General features: G+C 40.9%; 24 protein-coding genes. 20 read left to right on the plus strand and 4 right to left on the minus strand.

Annotation, left to right across the window (positions count from 1 at the left end; all coding sequences use genetic code 11):
- The first annotated feature begins 295 nt into the window (after positions 1-295).
- Positions 296-430 carry a phage integrase gene (locus G511_RS24905; RefSeq protein ID WP_425411380.1) on the plus strand — a complete coding sequence of 45 codons (135 nt, stop codon included), beginning with the start codon at positions 296-298 and terminating at the stop codon, positions 428-430.
- Here the strand turns inward: G511_RS24905 and G511_RS0101085 are convergent.
- The 3 genes from G511_RS0101085 to G511_RS21525 form a co-directional block, all read right to left on the minus strand.
- Positions 407-667: a Txe/YoeB family addiction module toxin gene (locus G511_RS0101085; RefSeq protein WP_028467960.1), complete on the minus strand. Its 261-nt coding sequence runs from the start codon at positions 665-667 to the stop codon at positions 407-409. The genes G511_RS24905 and G511_RS0101085 overlap by 24 nt on opposite strands.
- Positions 664-915: a type II toxin-antitoxin system Phd/YefM family antitoxin gene (locus G511_RS0101090; RefSeq protein ID WP_028467961.1), complete on the minus strand. Its 252-nt coding sequence runs from the start codon at positions 913-915 to the stop codon at positions 664-666. Before G511_RS0101090 ends, G511_RS0101085 begins: the two co-directional genes overlap by 4 nt.
- A gap of 425 nt (positions 916-1,340) precedes the next feature.
- Complete coding sequence (locus G511_RS21525; RefSeq protein ID WP_084628969.1) at positions 1,341-3,005, minus strand: DNA cytosine methyltransferase; 1,665 nt, start codon at positions 3,003-3,005, stop codon at positions 1,341-1,343.
- Between the two features lie 221 nt (positions 3,006-3,226).
- Here G511_RS21525 and G511_RS0101100 point away from each other — a divergent pair, with 221 nt between their 5' ends.
- From G511_RS0101100 to G511_RS0101120, 5 genes are all read left to right on the plus strand, one after another.
- A complete protein-coding gene (locus G511_RS0101100) occupies positions 3,227-3,403 on the plus strand; it encodes a hypothetical protein (RefSeq protein WP_245573793.1) in 177 nt (58 codons plus the stop codon).
- A 54-nt stretch (positions 3,404-3,457) separates the two neighbouring features.
- The gene (locus G511_RS0101105; protein ID WP_028467963.1) at positions 3,458-5,398 is read left to right on the plus strand and encodes a hypothetical protein; all 1,941 of its coding nucleotides are present in this window, start codon (positions 3,458-3,460) and stop codon (positions 5,396-5,398) included.
- The gene (locus tag G511_RS0101110) at positions 5,398-6,228 is read left to right on the plus strand and encodes a hypothetical protein (RefSeq protein WP_028467964.1); all 831 of its coding nucleotides are present in this window, start codon (positions 5,398-5,400) and stop codon (positions 6,226-6,228) included. Before G511_RS0101105 ends, G511_RS0101110 begins: the two co-directional genes overlap by 1 nt.
- On the plus strand, positions 6,228-7,013 hold the full coding sequence (locus G511_RS0101115) for a DUF6339 family protein (protein ID WP_028467965.1): 786 nt from the start codon (positions 6,228-6,230) through the stop codon (positions 7,011-7,013). Before G511_RS0101110 ends, G511_RS0101115 begins: the two co-directional genes overlap by 1 nt.
- A gap of 163 nt (positions 7,014-7,176) precedes the next feature.
- The gene (locus tag G511_RS0101120) at positions 7,177-8,976 is read left to right on the plus strand and encodes a hypothetical protein (protein WP_028467966.1); all 1,800 of its coding nucleotides are present in this window, start codon (positions 7,177-7,179) and stop codon (positions 8,974-8,976) included.
- Between the two features lie 221 nt (positions 8,977-9,197).
- Here G511_RS0101120 and G511_RS0101125 read toward each other — a convergent pair whose 3' ends face one another.
- Complete coding sequence (locus G511_RS0101125) at positions 9,198-9,470, minus strand: hypothetical protein (protein WP_028467967.1); 273 nt, start codon at positions 9,468-9,470, stop codon at positions 9,198-9,200.
- Positions 9,471-9,582: 112 nt separating this feature from the next.
- On the opposite strand from G511_RS0101125, the gene G511_RS0101130 reads away from it, so the two are divergent.
- The 14 genes from G511_RS0101130 to G511_RS0101200 all read left to right on the plus strand — a co-directional run bounded on the left by G511_RS0101130 (position 9,583) and on the right by G511_RS0101200 (position 18,287).
- The gene (locus G511_RS0101130; RefSeq protein WP_028467968.1) at positions 9,583-9,792 is read left to right on the plus strand and encodes a hypothetical protein; all 210 of its coding nucleotides are present in this window, start codon (positions 9,583-9,585) and stop codon (positions 9,790-9,792) included.
- A gap of 33 nt (positions 9,793-9,825) precedes the next feature.
- Positions 9,826-10,041, plus strand: coding sequence for a hypothetical protein (locus tag G511_RS0101135; RefSeq protein ID WP_028467969.1), 216 nt, complete (start codon positions 9,826-9,828; stop codon positions 10,039-10,041).
- The gene (locus G511_RS0101140) at positions 10,038-10,598 is read left to right on the plus strand and encodes a hypothetical protein (RefSeq protein WP_028467970.1); all 561 of its coding nucleotides are present in this window, start codon (positions 10,038-10,040) and stop codon (positions 10,596-10,598) included. Before G511_RS0101135 ends, G511_RS0101140 begins: the two co-directional genes overlap by 4 nt.
- The gene (locus G511_RS0101145; RefSeq protein ID WP_028467971.1) at positions 10,595-11,059 is read left to right on the plus strand and encodes a hypothetical protein; all 465 of its coding nucleotides are present in this window, start codon (positions 10,595-10,597) and stop codon (positions 11,057-11,059) included. The genes G511_RS0101140 and G511_RS0101145 overlap by 4 nt, the downstream gene beginning before the upstream one ends.
- A complete protein-coding gene (locus G511_RS0101150) occupies positions 11,046-11,438 on the plus strand; it encodes a hypothetical protein (protein ID WP_028467972.1) in 393 nt (130 codons plus the stop codon). The genes G511_RS0101145 and G511_RS0101150 overlap by 14 nt, the downstream gene beginning before the upstream one ends.
- Positions 11,401-11,709 carry a hypothetical protein gene (locus G511_RS0101155; protein ID WP_156905127.1) on the plus strand — a complete coding sequence of 103 codons (309 nt, stop codon included), beginning with the start codon at positions 11,401-11,403 and terminating at the stop codon, positions 11,707-11,709. Before G511_RS0101150 ends, G511_RS0101155 begins: the two co-directional genes overlap by 38 nt.
- Positions 11,710-11,807: 98 nt before the next feature.
- Entirely contained in the window at positions 11,808-12,035 is a 228-nt protein-coding gene (locus tag G511_RS0101160; protein WP_028467974.1) for a hypothetical protein, read from the plus strand.
- Positions 12,036-12,037: 2 nt separating this feature from the next.
- Entirely contained in the window at positions 12,038-12,265 is a 228-nt protein-coding gene (locus G511_RS21530) for a major capsid protein (protein WP_036550820.1), read from the plus strand.
- 127 nt (positions 12,266-12,392) lie between these two features.
- A complete protein-coding gene (locus G511_RS0101170; protein WP_028467975.1) occupies positions 12,393-13,988 on the plus strand; it encodes a virulence factor TspB C-terminal domain-related protein in 1,596 nt (531 codons plus the stop codon).
- Positions 13,988-14,296, plus strand: coding sequence for a DUF2523 family protein (locus G511_RS0101175; protein ID WP_028467976.1), 309 nt, complete (start codon positions 13,988-13,990; stop codon positions 14,294-14,296). Before G511_RS0101170 ends, G511_RS0101175 begins: the two co-directional genes overlap by 1 nt.
- A 10-nt stretch (positions 14,297-14,306) precedes the next feature.
- Positions 14,307-15,353, plus strand: coding sequence for a zonular occludens toxin domain-containing protein (locus G511_RS0101180; RefSeq protein WP_028467977.1), 1,047 nt, complete (start codon positions 14,307-14,309; stop codon positions 15,351-15,353).
- 230 nt (positions 15,354-15,583) lie between these two features.
- The gene (locus tag G511_RS0101190; protein WP_028467979.1) at positions 15,584-15,841 is read left to right on the plus strand and encodes a hypothetical protein; all 258 of its coding nucleotides are present in this window, start codon (positions 15,584-15,586) and stop codon (positions 15,839-15,841) included.
- Positions 15,842-15,997: 156 nt separating this feature from the next.
- On the plus strand, positions 15,998-17,278 hold the full coding sequence (locus G511_RS0101195; protein ID WP_028467980.1) for a hypothetical protein: 1,281 nt from the start codon (positions 15,998-16,000) through the stop codon (positions 17,276-17,278).
- 7 nt (positions 17,279-17,285) lie between these two features.
- Complete coding sequence (locus G511_RS0101200; protein ID WP_028467981.1) at positions 17,286-18,287, plus strand: phage integrase; 1,002 nt, start codon at positions 17,286-17,288, stop codon at positions 18,285-18,287.
- The last annotated feature ends 94 nt before the right edge of the window (positions 18,288-18,381 follow it).

An 18,381-nucleotide genomic window follows, 5' to 3' on the forward strand; every position in this document is an offset into this window, starting at 1 on the left:
TAAGTGATAATTATTTTGCATAACTATGTTTTATCAGTTGTTTGAATATAGATCAATTTTTTTTGTTTTCCGTAGACCCAGATGTTCCATGGGATGGATCCAGAAGGGACAAAGAGATAACGCTAGTTTAAATAGCACAATGAATACGTTAGTTAGTATAGAAGATAACTGGAATACAAAAGGCATCATAAGTAGATATCGTTGATCTAGGGTAACAGCTGCACAGTCATACACTTAAAGATGGTTTACGTCTGCAATTTTTCTGTTGTATAGAAAGTAAAGAACCCACCTAGGTTTGAAACCAAAAACACTCAACAACGAACTGAAATATATCAGAGCTGTATATAATGAATTGATAGCGCTAGAGCAATTGAACTATGTAAATCCGCTAGAGAAAGTCAGACGGTTATGTGCCGTAGTGGTAGCGTAGTTGAGCGATCAAAATCGTATCATCCTGATGTTTGTACACAATTCGATGTTCATCATTGATACGTCGCGACCAGTACCCTGATAAACCATGCTTTAAAGGCTCAGGTTTTCCAATGCCTTCATTTGGGCTTCTTTGAATATCTTTAATTAACAAGTTGATACGTATTAGTACTTTCTTATCGGTAGTTTGCCAGTAGAGATATTGTTCCCAGGCTTGAGTCGAGAACGTTAACTTCATTCAAGAAGTTCTCTTTCTGTTCCGTTACCCGTTTCCAGTTCAGCAATAGACTCTAATAGGTTTCTAGCGTTGGCTGGAGACCTGAGTAGATATGTAGTCTCTTCCATTGCGTTATAGTCTTCTAAAGACATCATTATGACGGGGGCTTCATTTTTGCGAGTGATAATTATAGGCGCATGATCATTGCAGACATTTGCCATAGTGCTCGCTAAATTTGCTCTAGCTGCTGTGTAGCTTATTGCATTCATGTTGGATTCCTTCTTATGTACGTTAATCTGTACATGCTAGCTTGCTGGCACATAAGAATCAATTTAATAGGGTTTCAAGTATCGGGATGGTTTCGTTTTGCTAGGTATTTTGTTTCTAATGGAGAGGCGTGGTTGCGCTGTAATAAAGCTAAATCTGATAAGTGCTTTCGACACATGCAGTAATTCTTAAACGCTAGACATGAAAAAGGCCTGTAAAAACAGGCCCTTATCATTATTTTTTGGTGGGGTGGCGGGTTTCGAACCCATGTACCATGCCTTTTGTTGTACCAGTACATACCATAACGCTAGGGTTTTAAGGCTTTATGGGTTTTTATAAGAGCCGTTAAACCACTATAAATAGCTATGTTTTCGACACTTTATCGACACATGAGTAGTATCAAAATATTAAGTGTCGATGTAAGAAGTTACGCTAGCTCTAGATCGAATTGATTTAGCTCTAAGTTTTCTGGATCGGCTTTTTTTGTATTCTTATAATCCGGGTTGTCAGTAAAATCTGGTTCTTCGCGATTTATTATTGCTTTGACAATCTTAGCAATTTTAAAAGCTAGTAGAGGAGGTACTGCATTACCTACTTGCTTAAATTGCTCTGTCCTTGGCCCTTGGAAAAAATAATTATCAGGGAACGTCTGTAATCGTGCAGCTTCTCGGACAGTAAGACTACGACATTGGCCTGGATCTGGGTGAATAAAGTAGTGTCCGTCTTTTGATATGTGACTAGTTATTGTCGTAGATGGGGTTTTAAATAATTGCACACGAAAACGGTCAGAAAACTTCCCAGTTTCCCAATTCTTATGCTCAGGTCTTAAACCAGGCAGAGCAAATTCTTTATGCCCCTTAGGCGATTTATCTTTTGTTAGAGCAAAGCAAGATGCATAAACATATCTTCTAAGGTCCTCTGACATGTGACCACGAGATTGGTGGTTCAGCCATACTTTTAATTTGTTGCTATCTTTTTGATACCACGCATTAAAAACTGGGTTGTCCATAGACGATAGGTCATGAAGTTCTTTGCAATATCTAAGGCTTCCAAAATCACTTCTTTTTTTGATTTCTCTTTTAGCTTTTTTCAGGTGAGGAATCATGCCTTTTAGTTGAAGCTCTGAATGACTAGTAATTTCTGACACTAGATCATCTATATGATCAGAAACAGTGATCTTCCAATCATTAGGCGTGTCTTTGCTCCTGCTTAAAGTACTTCTTATAGGAGGAATGCCTTGAATAGCTTCTTGAACACTTGCAGGTGCTTCTCGTTTCAGAATCCCGCTAGATACTGATATGTCTTCACGGATTCCAAGAAGGATGACTCTGTGCCTTGCTTGTGGAATTCCATAATTTTCAGATTTTATAATAAATTTTCTAGCATCAAATGCTTTTGGGTTATCGCCGTAATGAAATGTTTCACCGGTAACAAGCGAACAAATTCGGTATCGAGTGTTGGCATCACCTTCCTCGAATCCTAGTGCTTTATTCGGATTAGACAGGTCATTAAGAATATCGTGAAAAATTGGTCTTCCATGAACTTTGGAAGAAAGAATGCCTTTCACATTTTCCATGATAAACACGGAAGGTGAGTGCTTTTGAATAATCTTCAAATACTCTTTGTATAGAAAATGCCGGTGATCATCTTCAGCCTTGTAATCTACATTGCCTTTGTTTCGAGCTCGGCCCACTAATGAGTATGCCTGACAAGGTGGTCCTCCAATGAGAACCCAATCTTTGTTTTTGTTATGAAGAGCTGCTTGAGTAATTTTTTCTTCTAGCTCTAAGTTGCCTTCCTCTGAGCCAAGTTTTATTTGTCTTGCCTCTTCTTCAGACCTTATCCAAAGGTCTTCAGTTTGTTCACTATATGCTTGATCTGTTTCACCATTACAAAACTGATAGTAATCACTTAAAAGCTCAGGTCTTTCCTTTTGGAGTAAACGAAAAAAAGCTCTTAGTTGTAAGGTTGAACGGGCGTGGGTATCCATCTCGGCTGAGACAACAATCTCAAAAGAGTTTTCAAGTGAAGAAAAGCCTTCACCTAGCCCTCCAGGGCCAGCAAATAGGTCGATAATTTTAGTTTCAGACATGAAGCGATTGTACCATGACAGGAAGCGCTGCCAGGATAGCAGCACCTCTGTTTTGAGGCAATCAGCCTATTAAAGTAATTTTGCTCGCAATGAGCACTACCATTAGTACATTGTTAATGTTTGATAGAAAATGTTTGGTTAGTATATATTAAATATATACTAACAAATGTACGGTGATTAATGTGTCTAGGGATAAGTTCGTAGATCTTGCGGAAAAAAGAGTGTCTAAAGCACTTAAAGACATACGTCTAATAGGTAACTTGTCTAATCGATCTAACTATACATATACTGATGAAGATGTAAGAAAAATTCATCAAGTAATGAAGAAAGCTGTTGAAGAAATGAAGGGGCGTTTCGATAGAAAAGGCTCTGAAGATGAAGACGTATTTAAGTTGTAATAGCGGACTTTAAGTTTCTAGACGTAGATATATTTCAGGGATAGGAGTTTTACAGTGGATTGGTTTTTTCCGTTATCGAATGGTGGTGAAGAGCAGGGGCTTAATGAATCTGGTGTTCAGCAGTTCAAGAGGCCTGAATCTTTAGGGCGAGAGACGTGCCAAAATATTGGTGATGTCCGTGATCAGTCAGGACAACCCGTTATAGCTGAGTTTGAGCTAGTTCATCTTCCTAGTGATGAGTTTCCAGGTAAGGATAAGTTCATTGAGTATTTTTCCGAATGTCGGGACTACGTACTTAAAGGGCTACCAAACGGCACTGGGAATGAAAAAACGTTCTTCGATAACGGATTAAGTATACTTTGTTCCAAGACGATACCGGTTCTACGAATTGGTGATTATCATACTACCGGCCTAGTGGGTCAGGATTCGGAAAGAACTCAACCCTTTTTTAGATTGTTGAAACAGCAAGGTGCTAGCTCTTCACAAGGTGTAGGGGGAGGAACCTTTGGTATTGGTCAAAGAGCTCCTTTTGCTCACTCTGCACTTCGTACAATTTTATACTCAACTAAAACTGAAAAAGGTGATAGAGCATTTATTGCTAAATCTATATTAGCGAGCTTTCCCCATCCTGATCATAATGGAGAAATTACACAGGCTAAGGGTTGGTGGTGTAATCCATCAGAGGATGGAAAGGAATGGAGTGCTATTCGTGATACACAAAGTATTCCTAGAAGGTTCCAAAGAGATACAGTAGGGACTGATTTATGGATAACTGGGTTTGATTCTCAGAATTGGGAGCAAGTAATTAGGCACTCAGTTTTAGAGCATTTCTTTGCTGCCATACAAAGGAAGCAGTTTATAATTCGCTTTGTTGAAAATGGTAAAACTATTAGAGAAATCTCTTCTGTGAACCTTGAGCAGGAGTTATTAATTGCCGTAAATGAATCACGTAAGCTGAATAGTAAACAGCAGCATCTCAAAGGGCTAGGCTCAACACTGTATTTTTATAAAGCACTAGAGTTCCCGTATCAAGGTAAGCCCTTTGAAAAAGAAATTTCCAAAATTGGTAAGGTTAAATTCTATCTATATCGTGATGTGAACAATCAAGAACTTCCTGAAAGATGGGCAACAATGCGACTTCCTTTGATTATGGTCGAGAGTAAAGGGAGTACTTTATTGAGCAATTTTGCAGGTTTATTCATTTGTGATAACGATGAAGGAAATACATATCTTGCCCAGTTAGAGGGGGCGACGCATGAGTCGTGGTCTGAAAAGGAAACTCGTAATTGGTCTCATCTGGCAATGAAGGAAGCGAAAGGTGTACTTAGGCAAATTACTTCATTTGTAAGAGATGTGCTGAAAGAGGTCCGTGGGGCAAACATGAAAGAGCAGGAAGATATTCCAAATCTCGGGCGTTACTTGCCTGCAGAGGATAGCTCTGAGAGTGAAGGCCTAGGCGGAAGTGAGCTAGCTGGTGAAGGTACGACCGTTGAGACAGGGGAAAAGAGGAGCCGGGAAATACACCAAATACTGATACCTAATAAAGTATCAAACCGCTCAAGCTTGCCTAAGAAAAAGAAAGGAGGTGGAAGTGGTTTGAACCGAAGAGAGGTAGGAGAAAATAAAGGGGGAGGAACCAAGCGCGATAGCACTAGGATAAAAGTTAGTTCCCCAGGGATTGGAGATGAGCCCAAAGAAAATCCAATTTTATCTAATCAGAATGTTCGTTTTAGAAGCTTTAAAGTTGAGGGTGGCTATAAAGTTGTGTTGGAGGCTAAGGCTGATTTATTTGGTGATCTTCAATTGAAAGCGATTGGTGAGGGAAGTGATTTTCCTGTTGAGCTTAATTCAGCGGATGATTTAGGTGAAGGTCGTAGTTTGCAGATAGTAGCGAATTTAGTTAAAGGTCTTGAGTTAAAGGCCGGTATCAAAACTTCACTATTGATAAATGTTGATGGTCATACCGATCTTTGCTTAGCGATGGGGGGAGCATAATGATTCAAAGTGGAATGTCTTACCCTCATCCGGTTTTAGGGAATGGAGATGATATCTCTTCTGGGGAAGAGTTAATTCTTCCTACGATTACATGCAATATTTTTGATGAGGCTATTAGCTTACAAATTACAGAGCTAGAGGCAAAGCATGAGCAAATTGATGCCTTAATAAAGTCGGGGGATGCAGCCTGGCTCATTCGTGTAAATTGCCCAAGAACATATTACAGAGAAGCGTTTATATCAACAGATGTTCATTGGGAACATAAATTTGATGGGCCAGATTTTATTGGGAAAGTTGTAATTGAAATTAGTGTTGTAGCTTTGAAGCCAGTTGAAGGCTACGCTCCCGAAGGAATGCATTCTGATTACGAAGGGGCAACTTTCAATATTAACTCTGGCGAGCTTATAGCTATTGCTCCCTCATACTCTTTTCTAGCCGAAAAAGACTTTGATGCTTTAAAGGCTCCAGTGGCATCTTTGGTGAAAATTGTAGAAGGCGAAAATGACATAGGGCCATTTGAATGCAGTTACGATGATGACCTTATAATAGTTACTCTTTCTAAAATAGATTGGTCTGAATATGCAGCAATAAGGGACCGGGTTTCAACTACTTTACATACCTCGATTGTGTTGCCTGTCTTAGTCGGAGCTCTTTATTATTTAGAAGAACATGGTACAGGAAGTACGTGGACTGATCGGTTAGAAGAGATAGTTAATCGTCTGGATTTAAGCCTAGATAATCCGTTGATGTCTGCCCAGGAAATTTTATCTAATCCTCTTCAGAGAGCTTTTACTGAAGTGAATAAAGAATTAGATAAGAGGAGTAGTTAATGAAGCCGCTTGAAATTATATCTTCTAAAATACTAAGTGAGATGAAGGATGCTCTAGAAAGGGATGGGGGAGTGTCAATTTATCAAAATGATGAATCCTATCAGGGGTTAGAAGGTAAAATATTGCTCCCTACTACTATGAAGGTAAGTGAACCAGCTCCTATCCTAGAAGTGTATGGAACAAGAGGGGAAGAGTTAAATGATGCTGAAAACGCAATTAAGGTTTATGAGTTTTTAGGCGCACTAAATAGAACTCAGGCAGCTGATCTTCGGTTATGGGTTACGTTAACTCATACAGTTTTTTGGGAGTATTGCCGAAAGCGTTGGACTGCTATTGGTAGCACTAACTATGTTTTAGAGCATTGGTTTGAAAAGAAGGGGGCTGGATTAGGCGCACTTAGACGTAATTCCATCTCTAGATTGTGGTGGGCCGCTCATCTTACTGTTGCTCCTTGGGAAGGCAAAGGCAAGAAAGAATACGAAATTTTTCAAGACAGTGATCGTGCAATTTACACCGGAATCCTGCTTTCTCAGCAGCAAATATTTTTTGATGTTTTAGAGCGAAGCTACGGTAGTAATTCAAAGATAAGAATATGTCTTTTAGATGCCTTGAAAGAATACCTGCCTCAAGTAACTAATAAAGATGGCCTATCTCGGGAGGTTTCAAAGAAACTGAGATTGGTTTTGAAAGGTCGCCACTTAGAAGCTCTTCCGGTTATTGAACTTAAAAAAATAATGCATAACTTGGTAGAATATGAAGCTGAAAATTTAGTGAGGGTAGAGTAAATTAAGATGCTACAGTATTTCAAGTAGTTGATGAGGGAGGTGTTATATGTGTACATTGAGTAAATAAAACAAGGCATGATAATTTTATTGTCACATATTTTATACAATTGTTATATAAATCATCATACATAATTAATTAGTTGTTTAAATTGAAAAGGAATTCATGAAGAATAAAATATTAGACTTGTCCAAAAATGAGTTGGATGGTGCTCTATCTGCACTTCCTAAGGATGATTTAAATAAGTTTATTTTGTTTACGGAAACAATGCGTATTCTTGACTATTGGTCAGTATTTAGAGATATTCTTCCAAATAAGTATTCACTATCTATTCCTGATTTCGAAATATTAAAACTTGGATGGAATTTAGCACTGGAGCATCTTTATGTTCCTGTTAAGACTAGCGGATTTCCAATAAAAGAAAGCACAGAAGAGACAAGGATTTTTGCAACAAGCCTTTTACATAAATTTGGCCGGTCTGTGTTACTTAATAGAACGTATGACATGTTGAATGCTGGATTTGTTTCTGCAGAAATAAAAGGTTCAAAGATTGTTATCAGAGTAGCTGAGTATTCTGGTAACCAATTCATGGATAATCTTGAGTTTAATCTTCTTTCAGGAATGGAGCAAAATATAAGTAACAGCTTGGGGTCTTATCTAAATGGATGGCATATTGGGGAGTATGATGATCCATTAACTGAAATGAACATGCCGGGTGCTTATTTCCTTCAAGATTCAAAAAAAGAATTTAAAAAATACCATTTAGATGATGTTGATGAGTTAATGGGAAATCTTGTTTTTCCGTGGGACTCAGGTAATGGGGTAATGATGGGTTACGATGCTCTTCCTGAGCTTGATAATCATTTTTTTTCAATTGCTGTTGAAGGTGCTATCAGCTGGAGAAATGATGTTGGTATACATCCATCGGTTCAGCTGAATGGTGTTACAGGTTCTGAGTTAACCTTAATTGTTGCTGTGGTCTCTTCACTACATATGAAACATGTAGGATTTGCACTGTCCGCCATGAAAAAAAATAAGACTATATCAATACCGCAGAGTTTAACTATATGGACAAAAAAATCCGAACTTATAGACTCTATACAAGCACTCGTTAATTTAGATAGGGATACTATTAAAAGGGGAGTTGACTCTATAACATTAACTCCTTTTGAATCTGTTAATATTAATGGTCATACTACTCCATTCATTCCGATGCTTGTTGATCTTGGTAATGGTATGTTGTTGCGTCCTGTTTCAAGCCTTATTAGAAACCCTTTTATCTCTACTTCAACACTACAGGGTTGGAGAACACCTAATATTACAGATATCCTTTCTCAGCCTCGAGAAGACTGGATGAGAGACGATTTATATTATTTATTTAAAGGGACAAAGTATAAAGTTATAGATGGTAATATTAAAATCAGAAATGGGAATAAAGTAGTTACAGATATTGACGCAGCTATATTAGATAGGACAACAGGTGAGCTGGCGTTGTTTCAAATAAAATGGCAAGACTATTATACAAATGATATTAAAAAGTTACGTAGTAAGGCGAAAAATTTTATCGAAGAAATAGACAGCTGGTCTTTTAAGGTAAGCTCGTGGATAGAGGAAAATGGATTGCAAGCTTTAGTCGATACTCTTCGATTAAAGTTACCTAAAAACAAAAAAATAAATAAGGTTTACTTGTTTGGTTTATCTAAGACGTCAGCTAGAATGGCAGGGTATGGTTATAATCTAAATTCTAATAATATTGCGGTATGTAATTGGCCTATGTTTGTCAGAATAAGATTCGAAATTGGGGCGTCAAAACGTGTATTTCATGATTTATATACGGAAATAAAGAAAAATAAAGACAATAAAATTAAAGCAATACCTCTGTCTGTTGAAATAAGTTCTAATGAAAGTGTTATAGAGTTCATCGATTTGTGGAATGATTTTTCTAATTATGAAGACGGCGAGTGAAAAATAATAAATTTTACTAATTATTTTTCGTAGATGGCGGAATGCAAATGTTTTATTTGTGTGAAGTTATGGAGTAACTCTATATGCATTAATAATTATTTTTTAAATGTTAATTGTTGTACTCGCTTTACCTATATCACTGAGTAACTAGGTTAGTCTTATAATCTGGTTCTTGTCTGCACTGCGCCCCTATCGGTACCACTTTTCCCTTATCCGTTGCGCTAGTCGGTAGCCGTCCCTGTTCTGCCGTATTCACTCACAGTCTCTTTTAAATCCGGGCTTATTTGCCCTGCTTCAGGGCATGTCTTTCCTGTAATTAGCCATAAAGCATATTCAGGAAATAGCTTGGCTAATTCCTCTGCTTCATCAACTCCCATCCTTGCTCTGCCGCGCTTAATGTTCGACCAGCGTGCGTACTCTTTTGTGTGAGGTACTGCCAGTTTTTGCATGTCTGCTTGTTCTAGTAATAGCAAAGCTCTATCGGTTGCACTCATTCTATTGAAAAATCCAATTGTTGTACTATGTACAAATTAAGCACATGTTTGTACTATGTGCATTAGTACTATGTGCAAATACATAGCAACAACTAATTATAGAGGCGCAACGATGGAACAACAACCGATTACCCCCGTATCGATCCCCATGCCGCCTCTAATGCAGTGGCGCGAATTCGCAGATTGGATACGTATGGAGCATGGCGTAGTACGTGGTTGGCTGGATAACGGCTACATCCCTACTCAACGAATTGGAAAACATCTGCTCGTTAACGTGGCTCTCTTATCCAAAAATTTATTGGAAAAGGATGACTTGGTTTAGTCACTTATCAGTAGGGATAAAGAGGTGAAAGGTATGGATATTAGCGGTGTATCAAATCAAGTCCCTTTAATGGACAGGTCTAAATTTGCTGAAGAAATTGGTATTTCTTTAGGTTCTTTAAACGAGATGATCAGAAAAGGTTATGTCCCTGTCATCCGTCTTAAAAACCAACATGGCAGAACAAAAAGGTCACTCGTTAACCTGGCTGCACTTCGTGTCACTTGCTTGGCAGAGGAGGGCGAGTCATGAACGTTCTTGTAGCGTGTGAATTTACTGGTGTAGTTAGAGATGCTTTTATCTCTTGCGGTCACAATGCCATGTCATGTGATCTTTTACCTTCAGAATCCAATGCTGGCCCACATTATCAAGGCTCTGTGTTTGATCTTGATTTGACCTCTTATGACCTTGTTATAGCGCATCCTCCTTGTACTGCTTTATGCGTCTCGGGCAATCGTTGGTATTCAAATTCTGAGGAACGTTACCAGGCTGCGTTATTTGTTGGGGAGCTTTGGTCCCGAGTCACGTCGCGGCTTTGTCTTGAAAACCCTGTGGGCGTTATCAATACGTTATTGCCTCATCTACCTAAACCGCAATATATCCAGCCTTGGCAGTTTGGGCATGGTGAAACCAAAAAGACGGGGCTTTGGCTTCGTGGCCTTTCTCCTTTATCACAAACGAATGTTGTATCTGGTCGTGATAATCGCATTTGGAAAATGCCACCTTCAAAAGACCGCTCAAAGCTTCGTTCATTGACATACCCAGGCATTGCCGATGCGATGGCTACTCAGTGGGGAGCCTTATCATGAGAAACCCTCGCTTTCCTATCTTCCGTAAATTCTGCGCTGATGCGTGTAAAAAGCCACTGGTTACACAAGATGAATATCTCAAAGCCATTGATATGTATTTAGATATTTCTCGTGCGGGGAATGGTTCATCTAGAAGAGCTAACCTTCGCTGGGTTCAATTAGTAGCACACAAGTATTTAAGAACATCGGTATTAAGTGAATCTCACAACTACCCTCGTTCTGTGTTTATGGCCCTTAAAAGCCATAACCGTACCGTCTCCCGACACACTGCTAGTCCTCAAGACACTAAAAGCGGTGGGGGGCGTTCGAGTTCTCACCGACTCGGACGTTATAACAACCCGTTCCAAGGTGAATTCTTCAAGCGGCTGACATCCGTTAAAACTGTCCGGGCTCTAGTCTCTTCATACCTTACTGGGAGTCCGTTAAATACTGATGAGGTTGTACACAATGTACGGCCTTAACCTACAACACGCTCCAGGCGAAGTCTGCACACGCTGCAAAGCTGTGTTTGATAACGATAAGACCTTTGCAGCGTTTATCGACCCTTATTTTAATCGTGGTGCTTTGACTCTTTTTGGAGCTGAGTGTTGCAAAAAATGCGCTGAATCAATCCAGCGTTGGGGGACTGTTGCCCGCACTCAATATGCCACGGCTTACGGTATTAACGACCTGAACCTAGTACCTGTTCATGTGTGCTTAGTTTCCTGGTCTAGCTGGTGTCCGTTGTCTTATGAAACGTTCGGACTCCTCAAACGCCCCACACTAACAGCGTTTATCAATTCTCAAATTAAAGGTGAATATCATGGAAATCTCAATGCAAGTAATCGTTACAGCGGCTAAACGTTACGACTTCGACGGTAACAAAGGCGCTCAGGTCTACACACTCGGCGACATGATCGAAGAAGACGATCGTATCGGTTGCCCCGTCATGAAACTAACCGCTGAATACGGCGTTGTGGATAACTTACGCGGCGTTAAATTCCCCGCCAAATTCGATCTTAAATGCAATGTCCAGGTCGGCGCAAAAGACTCAATGAAGTACCACGTTATGAGCGCTATGCCGGTCTTATCTGGTCAACAAGAAAAGGCTTCTCAGCCTGCCAAGGCTTAACGGGTGTCGATAGCGGGCCGTTTTCAGAGAGTCGCTGTTCACTCATCTGAAAAACCGCAAACGCACGGACTTAACCAGAACACGTAACGCGGTGAACTATGAATTATCTCGGATGTGAAGGAAGTATTAGCGTCTCCAGCGAGGGTGCTCCTTTGTGTTCGGATGGTTGGCTTGTCGTTTCTCAGGAAGCGTTAATCCAACAAACAATGGCTCTCTCTCAGGCTGATGCAGCTGAGTTATGGCCGTTGCTCTTGGGCCTCCTAATGCTAGGTGCGTCTATTAAAATTTTGCGAACTGTTTTTTCGCAACCATTGAAAGGTAACTAATCATGAATATGAAACTTGCAGGGCTGGGTCGTCAAGGCTGGAAAAAAGTCGCGGTTGCATCTGTCATCGTGACTCCTTTGGTAACTCAAGTGGCTCATGCTGCACTGGATGCCGCTGTCACTACTCAGGTTGCAACAACCTCTGCTGATATCACTGAAGCGGGTACGTTGTTGGTAGGTCTGGCAGTAGTAGCAATGGGTATGCGTTGGCTTAAAGCTACGTTCTTCTAATCGTCCTTTGGTTAACTCGGGGGGCGTTCTTACGTCCCCTTTTTTGTTTAGGGGGTCACATGTTTATTGATGCGCATACCTTAGTACTTGTGGTGGGTTTGGTCTCGTTAACGATAGCGGTGTCCTGATGAATATTCACTACTTAACAAAACCTAACTTCAAGCCTCACCCGCTTAACTATGTGTTCATGGGGGTGTTTTTCTTTCTCGGTTTTTTGCCTGCCAGTGATGCATTAGCGGCGGATAGTTACTTTACCTATGCTGGTTTAAAACTCACTTCTTCTATTCAATCATCATGCGTGATATATGCAGACTTCAAATATACGGGTGGCCCGACTCATTTCGAATATAAAAACGCACGGGGCTCAGGGTCTAATTGTCATATCATTTATTACTCAGGGGGTACGGCGGGTTCTGGTGAACGTAATTCTTATATTACGTTCAGCTCTGTTACCTGTTCAGCCAGTGCCCCTTATTACTCTGAAAGCTCCCGTTCTTGTACTTCTACTGCTCCGGTTCCTGATGCCCCTGAAAATTGTTCTGATCTAGCCGGTCAAACCTCATCAGTTCGATCCGGTAACTTATCACTGTGTATTTCAGGTTGTCTTGCGGCTACGGGGGGCGGTGTCACTGTGTCGATTGGTGATACAAAATCACTCAATACCTACACCTATACTGGCGATACCTGCAACACCACACCCAACGTACCTTGGCAGCAACAATTCAAAGATGTTTTCGATGGTACTGATCATCAAGAACCGTCAGAAACGGAAGCTCAAAAAGATGATGGTGATCAGCATTCTTGTTATACCGTCGATGGTAAGTATTTAGGTCGTGTTTCTATAAAAGTTAATTGCCCAACTGATCAACAGCGTTGTTATAACAACGAAACGGGGAAATTTACTAATACCATAGGGCCTGGGCAATCCTGTGCAACCGGTGCCAGTACCAAGCAAGCGGCGGATCGTGACACGCTTAAAAAGTGGAATGAGAACACTGTCACCAACCCAGATGGTTCAACAACAACGACTACAACAGAAATAACGACTGAAACCGGCGCTGATGGTTCAAAGCACACCACCACAACGACCACTACCGGTGGTAAAAATGCTGATGGTACTGATAAAGAAGAAACAGAAACCACGTCTAAAAACTCATCTGATACCAATGAAAATACCAAAGAGACTATCTCAGGTTTAACCAACTGCGGGACTAAACCTAAGTGTGCAGGTGATGTTCTGGATTGCGCTTCTATTCAAATCCAATGGGCAACCTATTGTGACGGACAAGGTGCTGAAATTGGGGGGTTAGATAACTGTGCTTCTGCTCCTGTCTGTAAAGGAGATGCTATTCAATGTGCTCAGGTGTATCAGAACTGGAAAGCATCATGCCAAATGTCACAGACAAAATTAGATGAGGCGTTAACCAACTCTGATTATGTCGCGGCTAAAGCGGGGGCCGCCTTGGATGACAGTGGTGGGCTCTCAGGTATCTATGAACAAGTTAATGTTAATGATGCGTTAAACCTCGGCTCTGTACTGGGTGACAATGGCCGTTCCGGTTCTTGCCCCGCTGATGTCCCTTTGCCTTTCTCAATGGCAACTCAATATTTTAAATACGATTCTATTTGTCAGATGATGGATGCCTTGCGTCCGCTTGTCCTGTTTGCGGCGGCATTCTTCTGCGTAATGATGATTTATCGTGGAATAGTGGAGCAAACCTAATGCCTTTTATCATGGCTTTTATCTTCTCAATTGCTGGCCCTCTTGTCTGGACCATCATCCGTTTAATCGGTGTCTCTGCTGTCACCTTCGTGGGTATGAATATAGCGGTCTCCTTTGCTGTCGATTTCGTGATTGATAACTACAACAGCTTGCCTGCTGTTTTATTACAACTCATGGATTTAGCGGGTGTTAACTCGGCGATGGTGATGGTTGGTTCCACCATGTCTACCGTTGCCACTTTCAAAGCAGTCAACCGATTGAATTCAGTCTGGCGTGCTCCGGGCTCTAACAAGCCATTGACGGCATAAGGGGAAAAGCATGTTTTATTTATTTACGGGACAACCCGGCTCTAAGAAAACCGCCAACATGATTCATCATGTCATGTCTGACCCTGACAAAATCTTTGCGGGTCGTCCTGTCTACTTCTACAACATTACAGAATGTATCGTTCCGGGCTGGGAAGAGATAACAGAAGAGCAGGTGAAAGACTGGCCTAACTTCCTACCTGAAGGTGCCATTCTTCTTATCGATGAGGCTCAAGAAATATGGCGTCCTGCGGCATGGGACAAAACCACACCTATACACGTAACAGGATTAGAAAAGCATCGTCATCAAGGAATAGACATTATTGCCACCACTCAGCATCCCATGCTGATACATACGGCGGTACGTCGACAAGTCCAGCAACACAGGCATTTATCAGCCGCTTACGGTCTACGTTCCAAAGCGCTCATTTGGGAAAAGTGCATCAATGATCCTGATGACCACTTTGCTAAACAAGATGCTGCCAGTGAAAGTGCGAGTGTTCCCAAGTCTGTATTCAAGCTCTACAAATCCACTGCCTTAAACACCAATAAAAAACGTATTCCTAAAAAGGTCTACATGATTGGCTTTCTATTTGCGGCGGTGCTGATCGGTGGGGCTAACTTTACTTATGACCTAATGACCCGTGCGGATAACATGCAAGTTCAAGCCGGTACCAATGTTTTAGGCAGTGCATTAGCGGGAGTTTCTCCCGCCACTCAAGGCAAAAAATATGATCCGGTTTACCCCATAGAACCTGAAAAATACTTAGCCCTGTTTAAGCCACGAATCGCGGGAATTCCTGCCACGGCACCTATCTACGATGAACTACAAAAACCCGTTGAGGCTCCTCGCGTATTTTGTGTGCGCATCTATACATCCAAAGGACAGAACTGTCGCTGCCTTACGCAACAAGCCACCAAAGTGAATGTACCCCTAGGTCGATGTGATTCGTTAATTGATGACGGCATGTTTGATTCAACCCTGACTCAATCTGTGAAGTACGACAACCGTGGAAACTCCGATAACAGAGTCACTCAATCGAGGAGAACCGACTCATGATCTACTTATTTGTAGTCCTATTTTTAACCACATCAAGCGTTGATGCTGCGGATCGCCAGCTCAGTGAATGCCAGTACCTGGTAACTAAGTTAGAACAGATTAAACAGGCCAAACGAAAGGGCGGCTCTTCCAGGTACATGAACGCACTGAATCGAGAAAGGCAGAATATTAATAAGACCTACTACAAGCTTCGTTGCTCGATGACAAAAGAACTATTAAAGAGGTGATCTATGAAAATCAATATTGATGTGCCGGTTGAGCAAGTCTATGTCGATCTAGAGCGTGTGGTATCTATGCTGTTTACGGCTGAAACGGTATCAACGGCTTTCGTGGTTGCGTTTGTTCTGGCAGCTTCAAATATCGTCATCAAGCATACGTTTAATTATCGGTATAGCAGAGACAAAGAGGTCATGCTGTTAGAGGCTGAGAATACCCGTCTTGCTAACCTGCTTTTAAAATTATCCGTTTCCACTAAAAGTAATGACTAAATCTCTAATGCGACGCGCGCGCCCCGGTGTGTGGATGAGCGAAGCCCGCATGCTGGGGCGCGAGACACGACCCCTGTAACACGTGAAATATAACCCTTTAGATATACCCGTTAACTGTGTTTTGTTTATTAATTAACCAATTTCGTATGGTGAGATATGAAAAACCACGCTACTAGAGTTAGTTCTTATGATTTTTCAGAGTCAAAGACTGGTGATATTTTTATTGGTCAGGACTTTCAGACTGATTTGTCAGGTATCAATGTGATCATGTCCTCTGTAGATACAGTTAGACAGCTATATCGTTGTACGCTTGATCAAAATTGGCTGTCTGAGTTTGAGAATAAAATCCTTATACACAGATCAACGGTTCAAAAGGTCCAATTGAACGGTTTCGATTTTATTCTAGGCTCTGGTGGTGCTTCTCGTTTTCAATATCGATTACAAAATAACGAACTAGGTATGATCGTATTCGTTAAGTCTGGATCAGTAAAAGGCGAATTTGAAGGAACACACATAAAAATAGAATGCTCCCCGGGGATGCTATTACGTTACCAGGTTGATGTAGTACAGGCGTGGATGGATGGTGTTGTTTCTGAACTAACGGAAGGTGAATTTAGTTACCAGGGCGTTGCAATACATTTAGCAGTAGATGTACAGGGATGGGACGTTCCTAAAGACTTTATGCAACGATTACATTGCCGTTCTTCTAAACGTGTCTCTTATGATGGTATTGAATCTGCTGAGTACACTATGGCGGGGGTTACAGCGACTTACGGCGAAAATGAAACCATGACTTTTGGCTCTGTAAGCTCTGTTCAATTCTCTAACTATGACAAGACCAAACAAATGGTAGTTATGGATAAAGCTGATTTCTTTAAGTCTGCCTGGTCTGGTGAATTTGCTACACCTCTATGCTTCTCTGAATATGACCCTGATAAGCCTGTAAGACGCTTAGAGATGCGTTTCCATCATAGTGTTATCAATCAATTCCATGAAGGTCTACTCAAGCTAGACGGTGAAAAGGCTAGCTCTATGAAGTCATATCAAGATGTTTACCAACACTTGGGTGCTTTGTGGCGTTACTCCATGAATCAATTCAAGTTTATGCATAACGAAAACTGGTTTGATCCTATCTGGACAAAATTCACACAAGATGCAAATTTCAGACAAGCTCATGATGACGCTAAATATAAGCGCGTTTACAAAGAACCAGGGCGCGATAATGCTCGCAATATAGGCATGATGCTAGGGAACATGATTTCCATTTATGCCAGGAACAAAACCAAAGCTCATATAGCCATTAAATCACTGATAAAGATGCCTCTCTGGAATGAAATCTGCGGATACCTCTCTGATAAAGGCATGACGTTTGAAGACTTCTATCGGTGGTTCCAAGATGCCTTATTAGAAAGGCGTATGCGTTCTAAGTGGGGGTAGTGAATCGATGATTAAGCAAAAAACTAATGGCCGGTGGCTAGTTGATATCGAACCAGTTAAAGGTAAGCGGTTTCGTAAAACGTTTGATACTAAGGCTGACTGTAAACGTTATGAAGCACTCATATTAGCGAAATTCTCTAATAATGATGAATGGGTAAATCCTAATTCAGATAAGCGTTCATTAGTCGATATCGTCGATCTCTGGTATCAGCTACACGGGCATACGCTTAAAGATGGTTCTCGTCGATTCCAGGCACTGGTTAGATTGAGTAATGCTTTAGGTAATCCCATTGCTTCCAGGTTAACGTCTGCAATTTTTTTGTTGTATAGAAATCAACGAACCAATCTAGGTTTGAAACCAAAAACACTCAACAACGAGCTCACATATATAAGAGCTGTGTTTAATGAGCTGATAGCGCTAGAGCAATTGAACTATGCGAACCCTCTAGAGAAGGTCAGGCCTTTGAAAGTCCCTGAAAGGGAACTTACCTGGTTAAATAAGGAAGAGATTAATGAATTGTTTGCTGCGGTAAACGAAAGGTCTAATTACAGCAAGAATCCACATTTGCAGTTATTGATAGAAATCTGTCTTTCAACGGGTGCTAGATGGTCTGAAGCTGAAAGTCTTAATCCGTCACTGGTAAAAAACAACCAGGTAACTTTTGTAGATACAAAGAATGGTAAGGCCAGAACGGTTCCTATCTCAGAAGACCTAGCAAATAGACTGCATAAGCATTGGAATGAGTGTGGTCCGTTTACTAGTGCTATCGGTGCATTTAGGCGTGTCCTGGATAAAACAGGAATCGAGCTTCCAGAAGGTCAGGCAACGCACGTACTACGACATAGCTTTGCGAGTCACTTTGTTATGAATGGTGGGAACATTGTCACGTTACAAAGGATTCTAGGGCACTCATCAGTTAAGACAACGATGCGTTATGCTCACCTATGTCCCGACTTTTTGAACGATGCTATTAAGTATAATCCGATGAGCATTATCGGGTTGTTTTGAAATTTATAGGATATAAGTAATGTTAATAATCCTTTAAGTGTACTTATACATAATGTTGAAATGTACATGTTGGTTTAATGTATATGTAGATAAT

Source organism: Neptunomonas japonica DSM 18939, assembly GCF_000422765.1.
GTDB lineage: Bacteria > Pseudomonadota > Gammaproteobacteria > Pseudomonadales > Balneatricaceae > Neptunomonas > Neptunomonas japonica.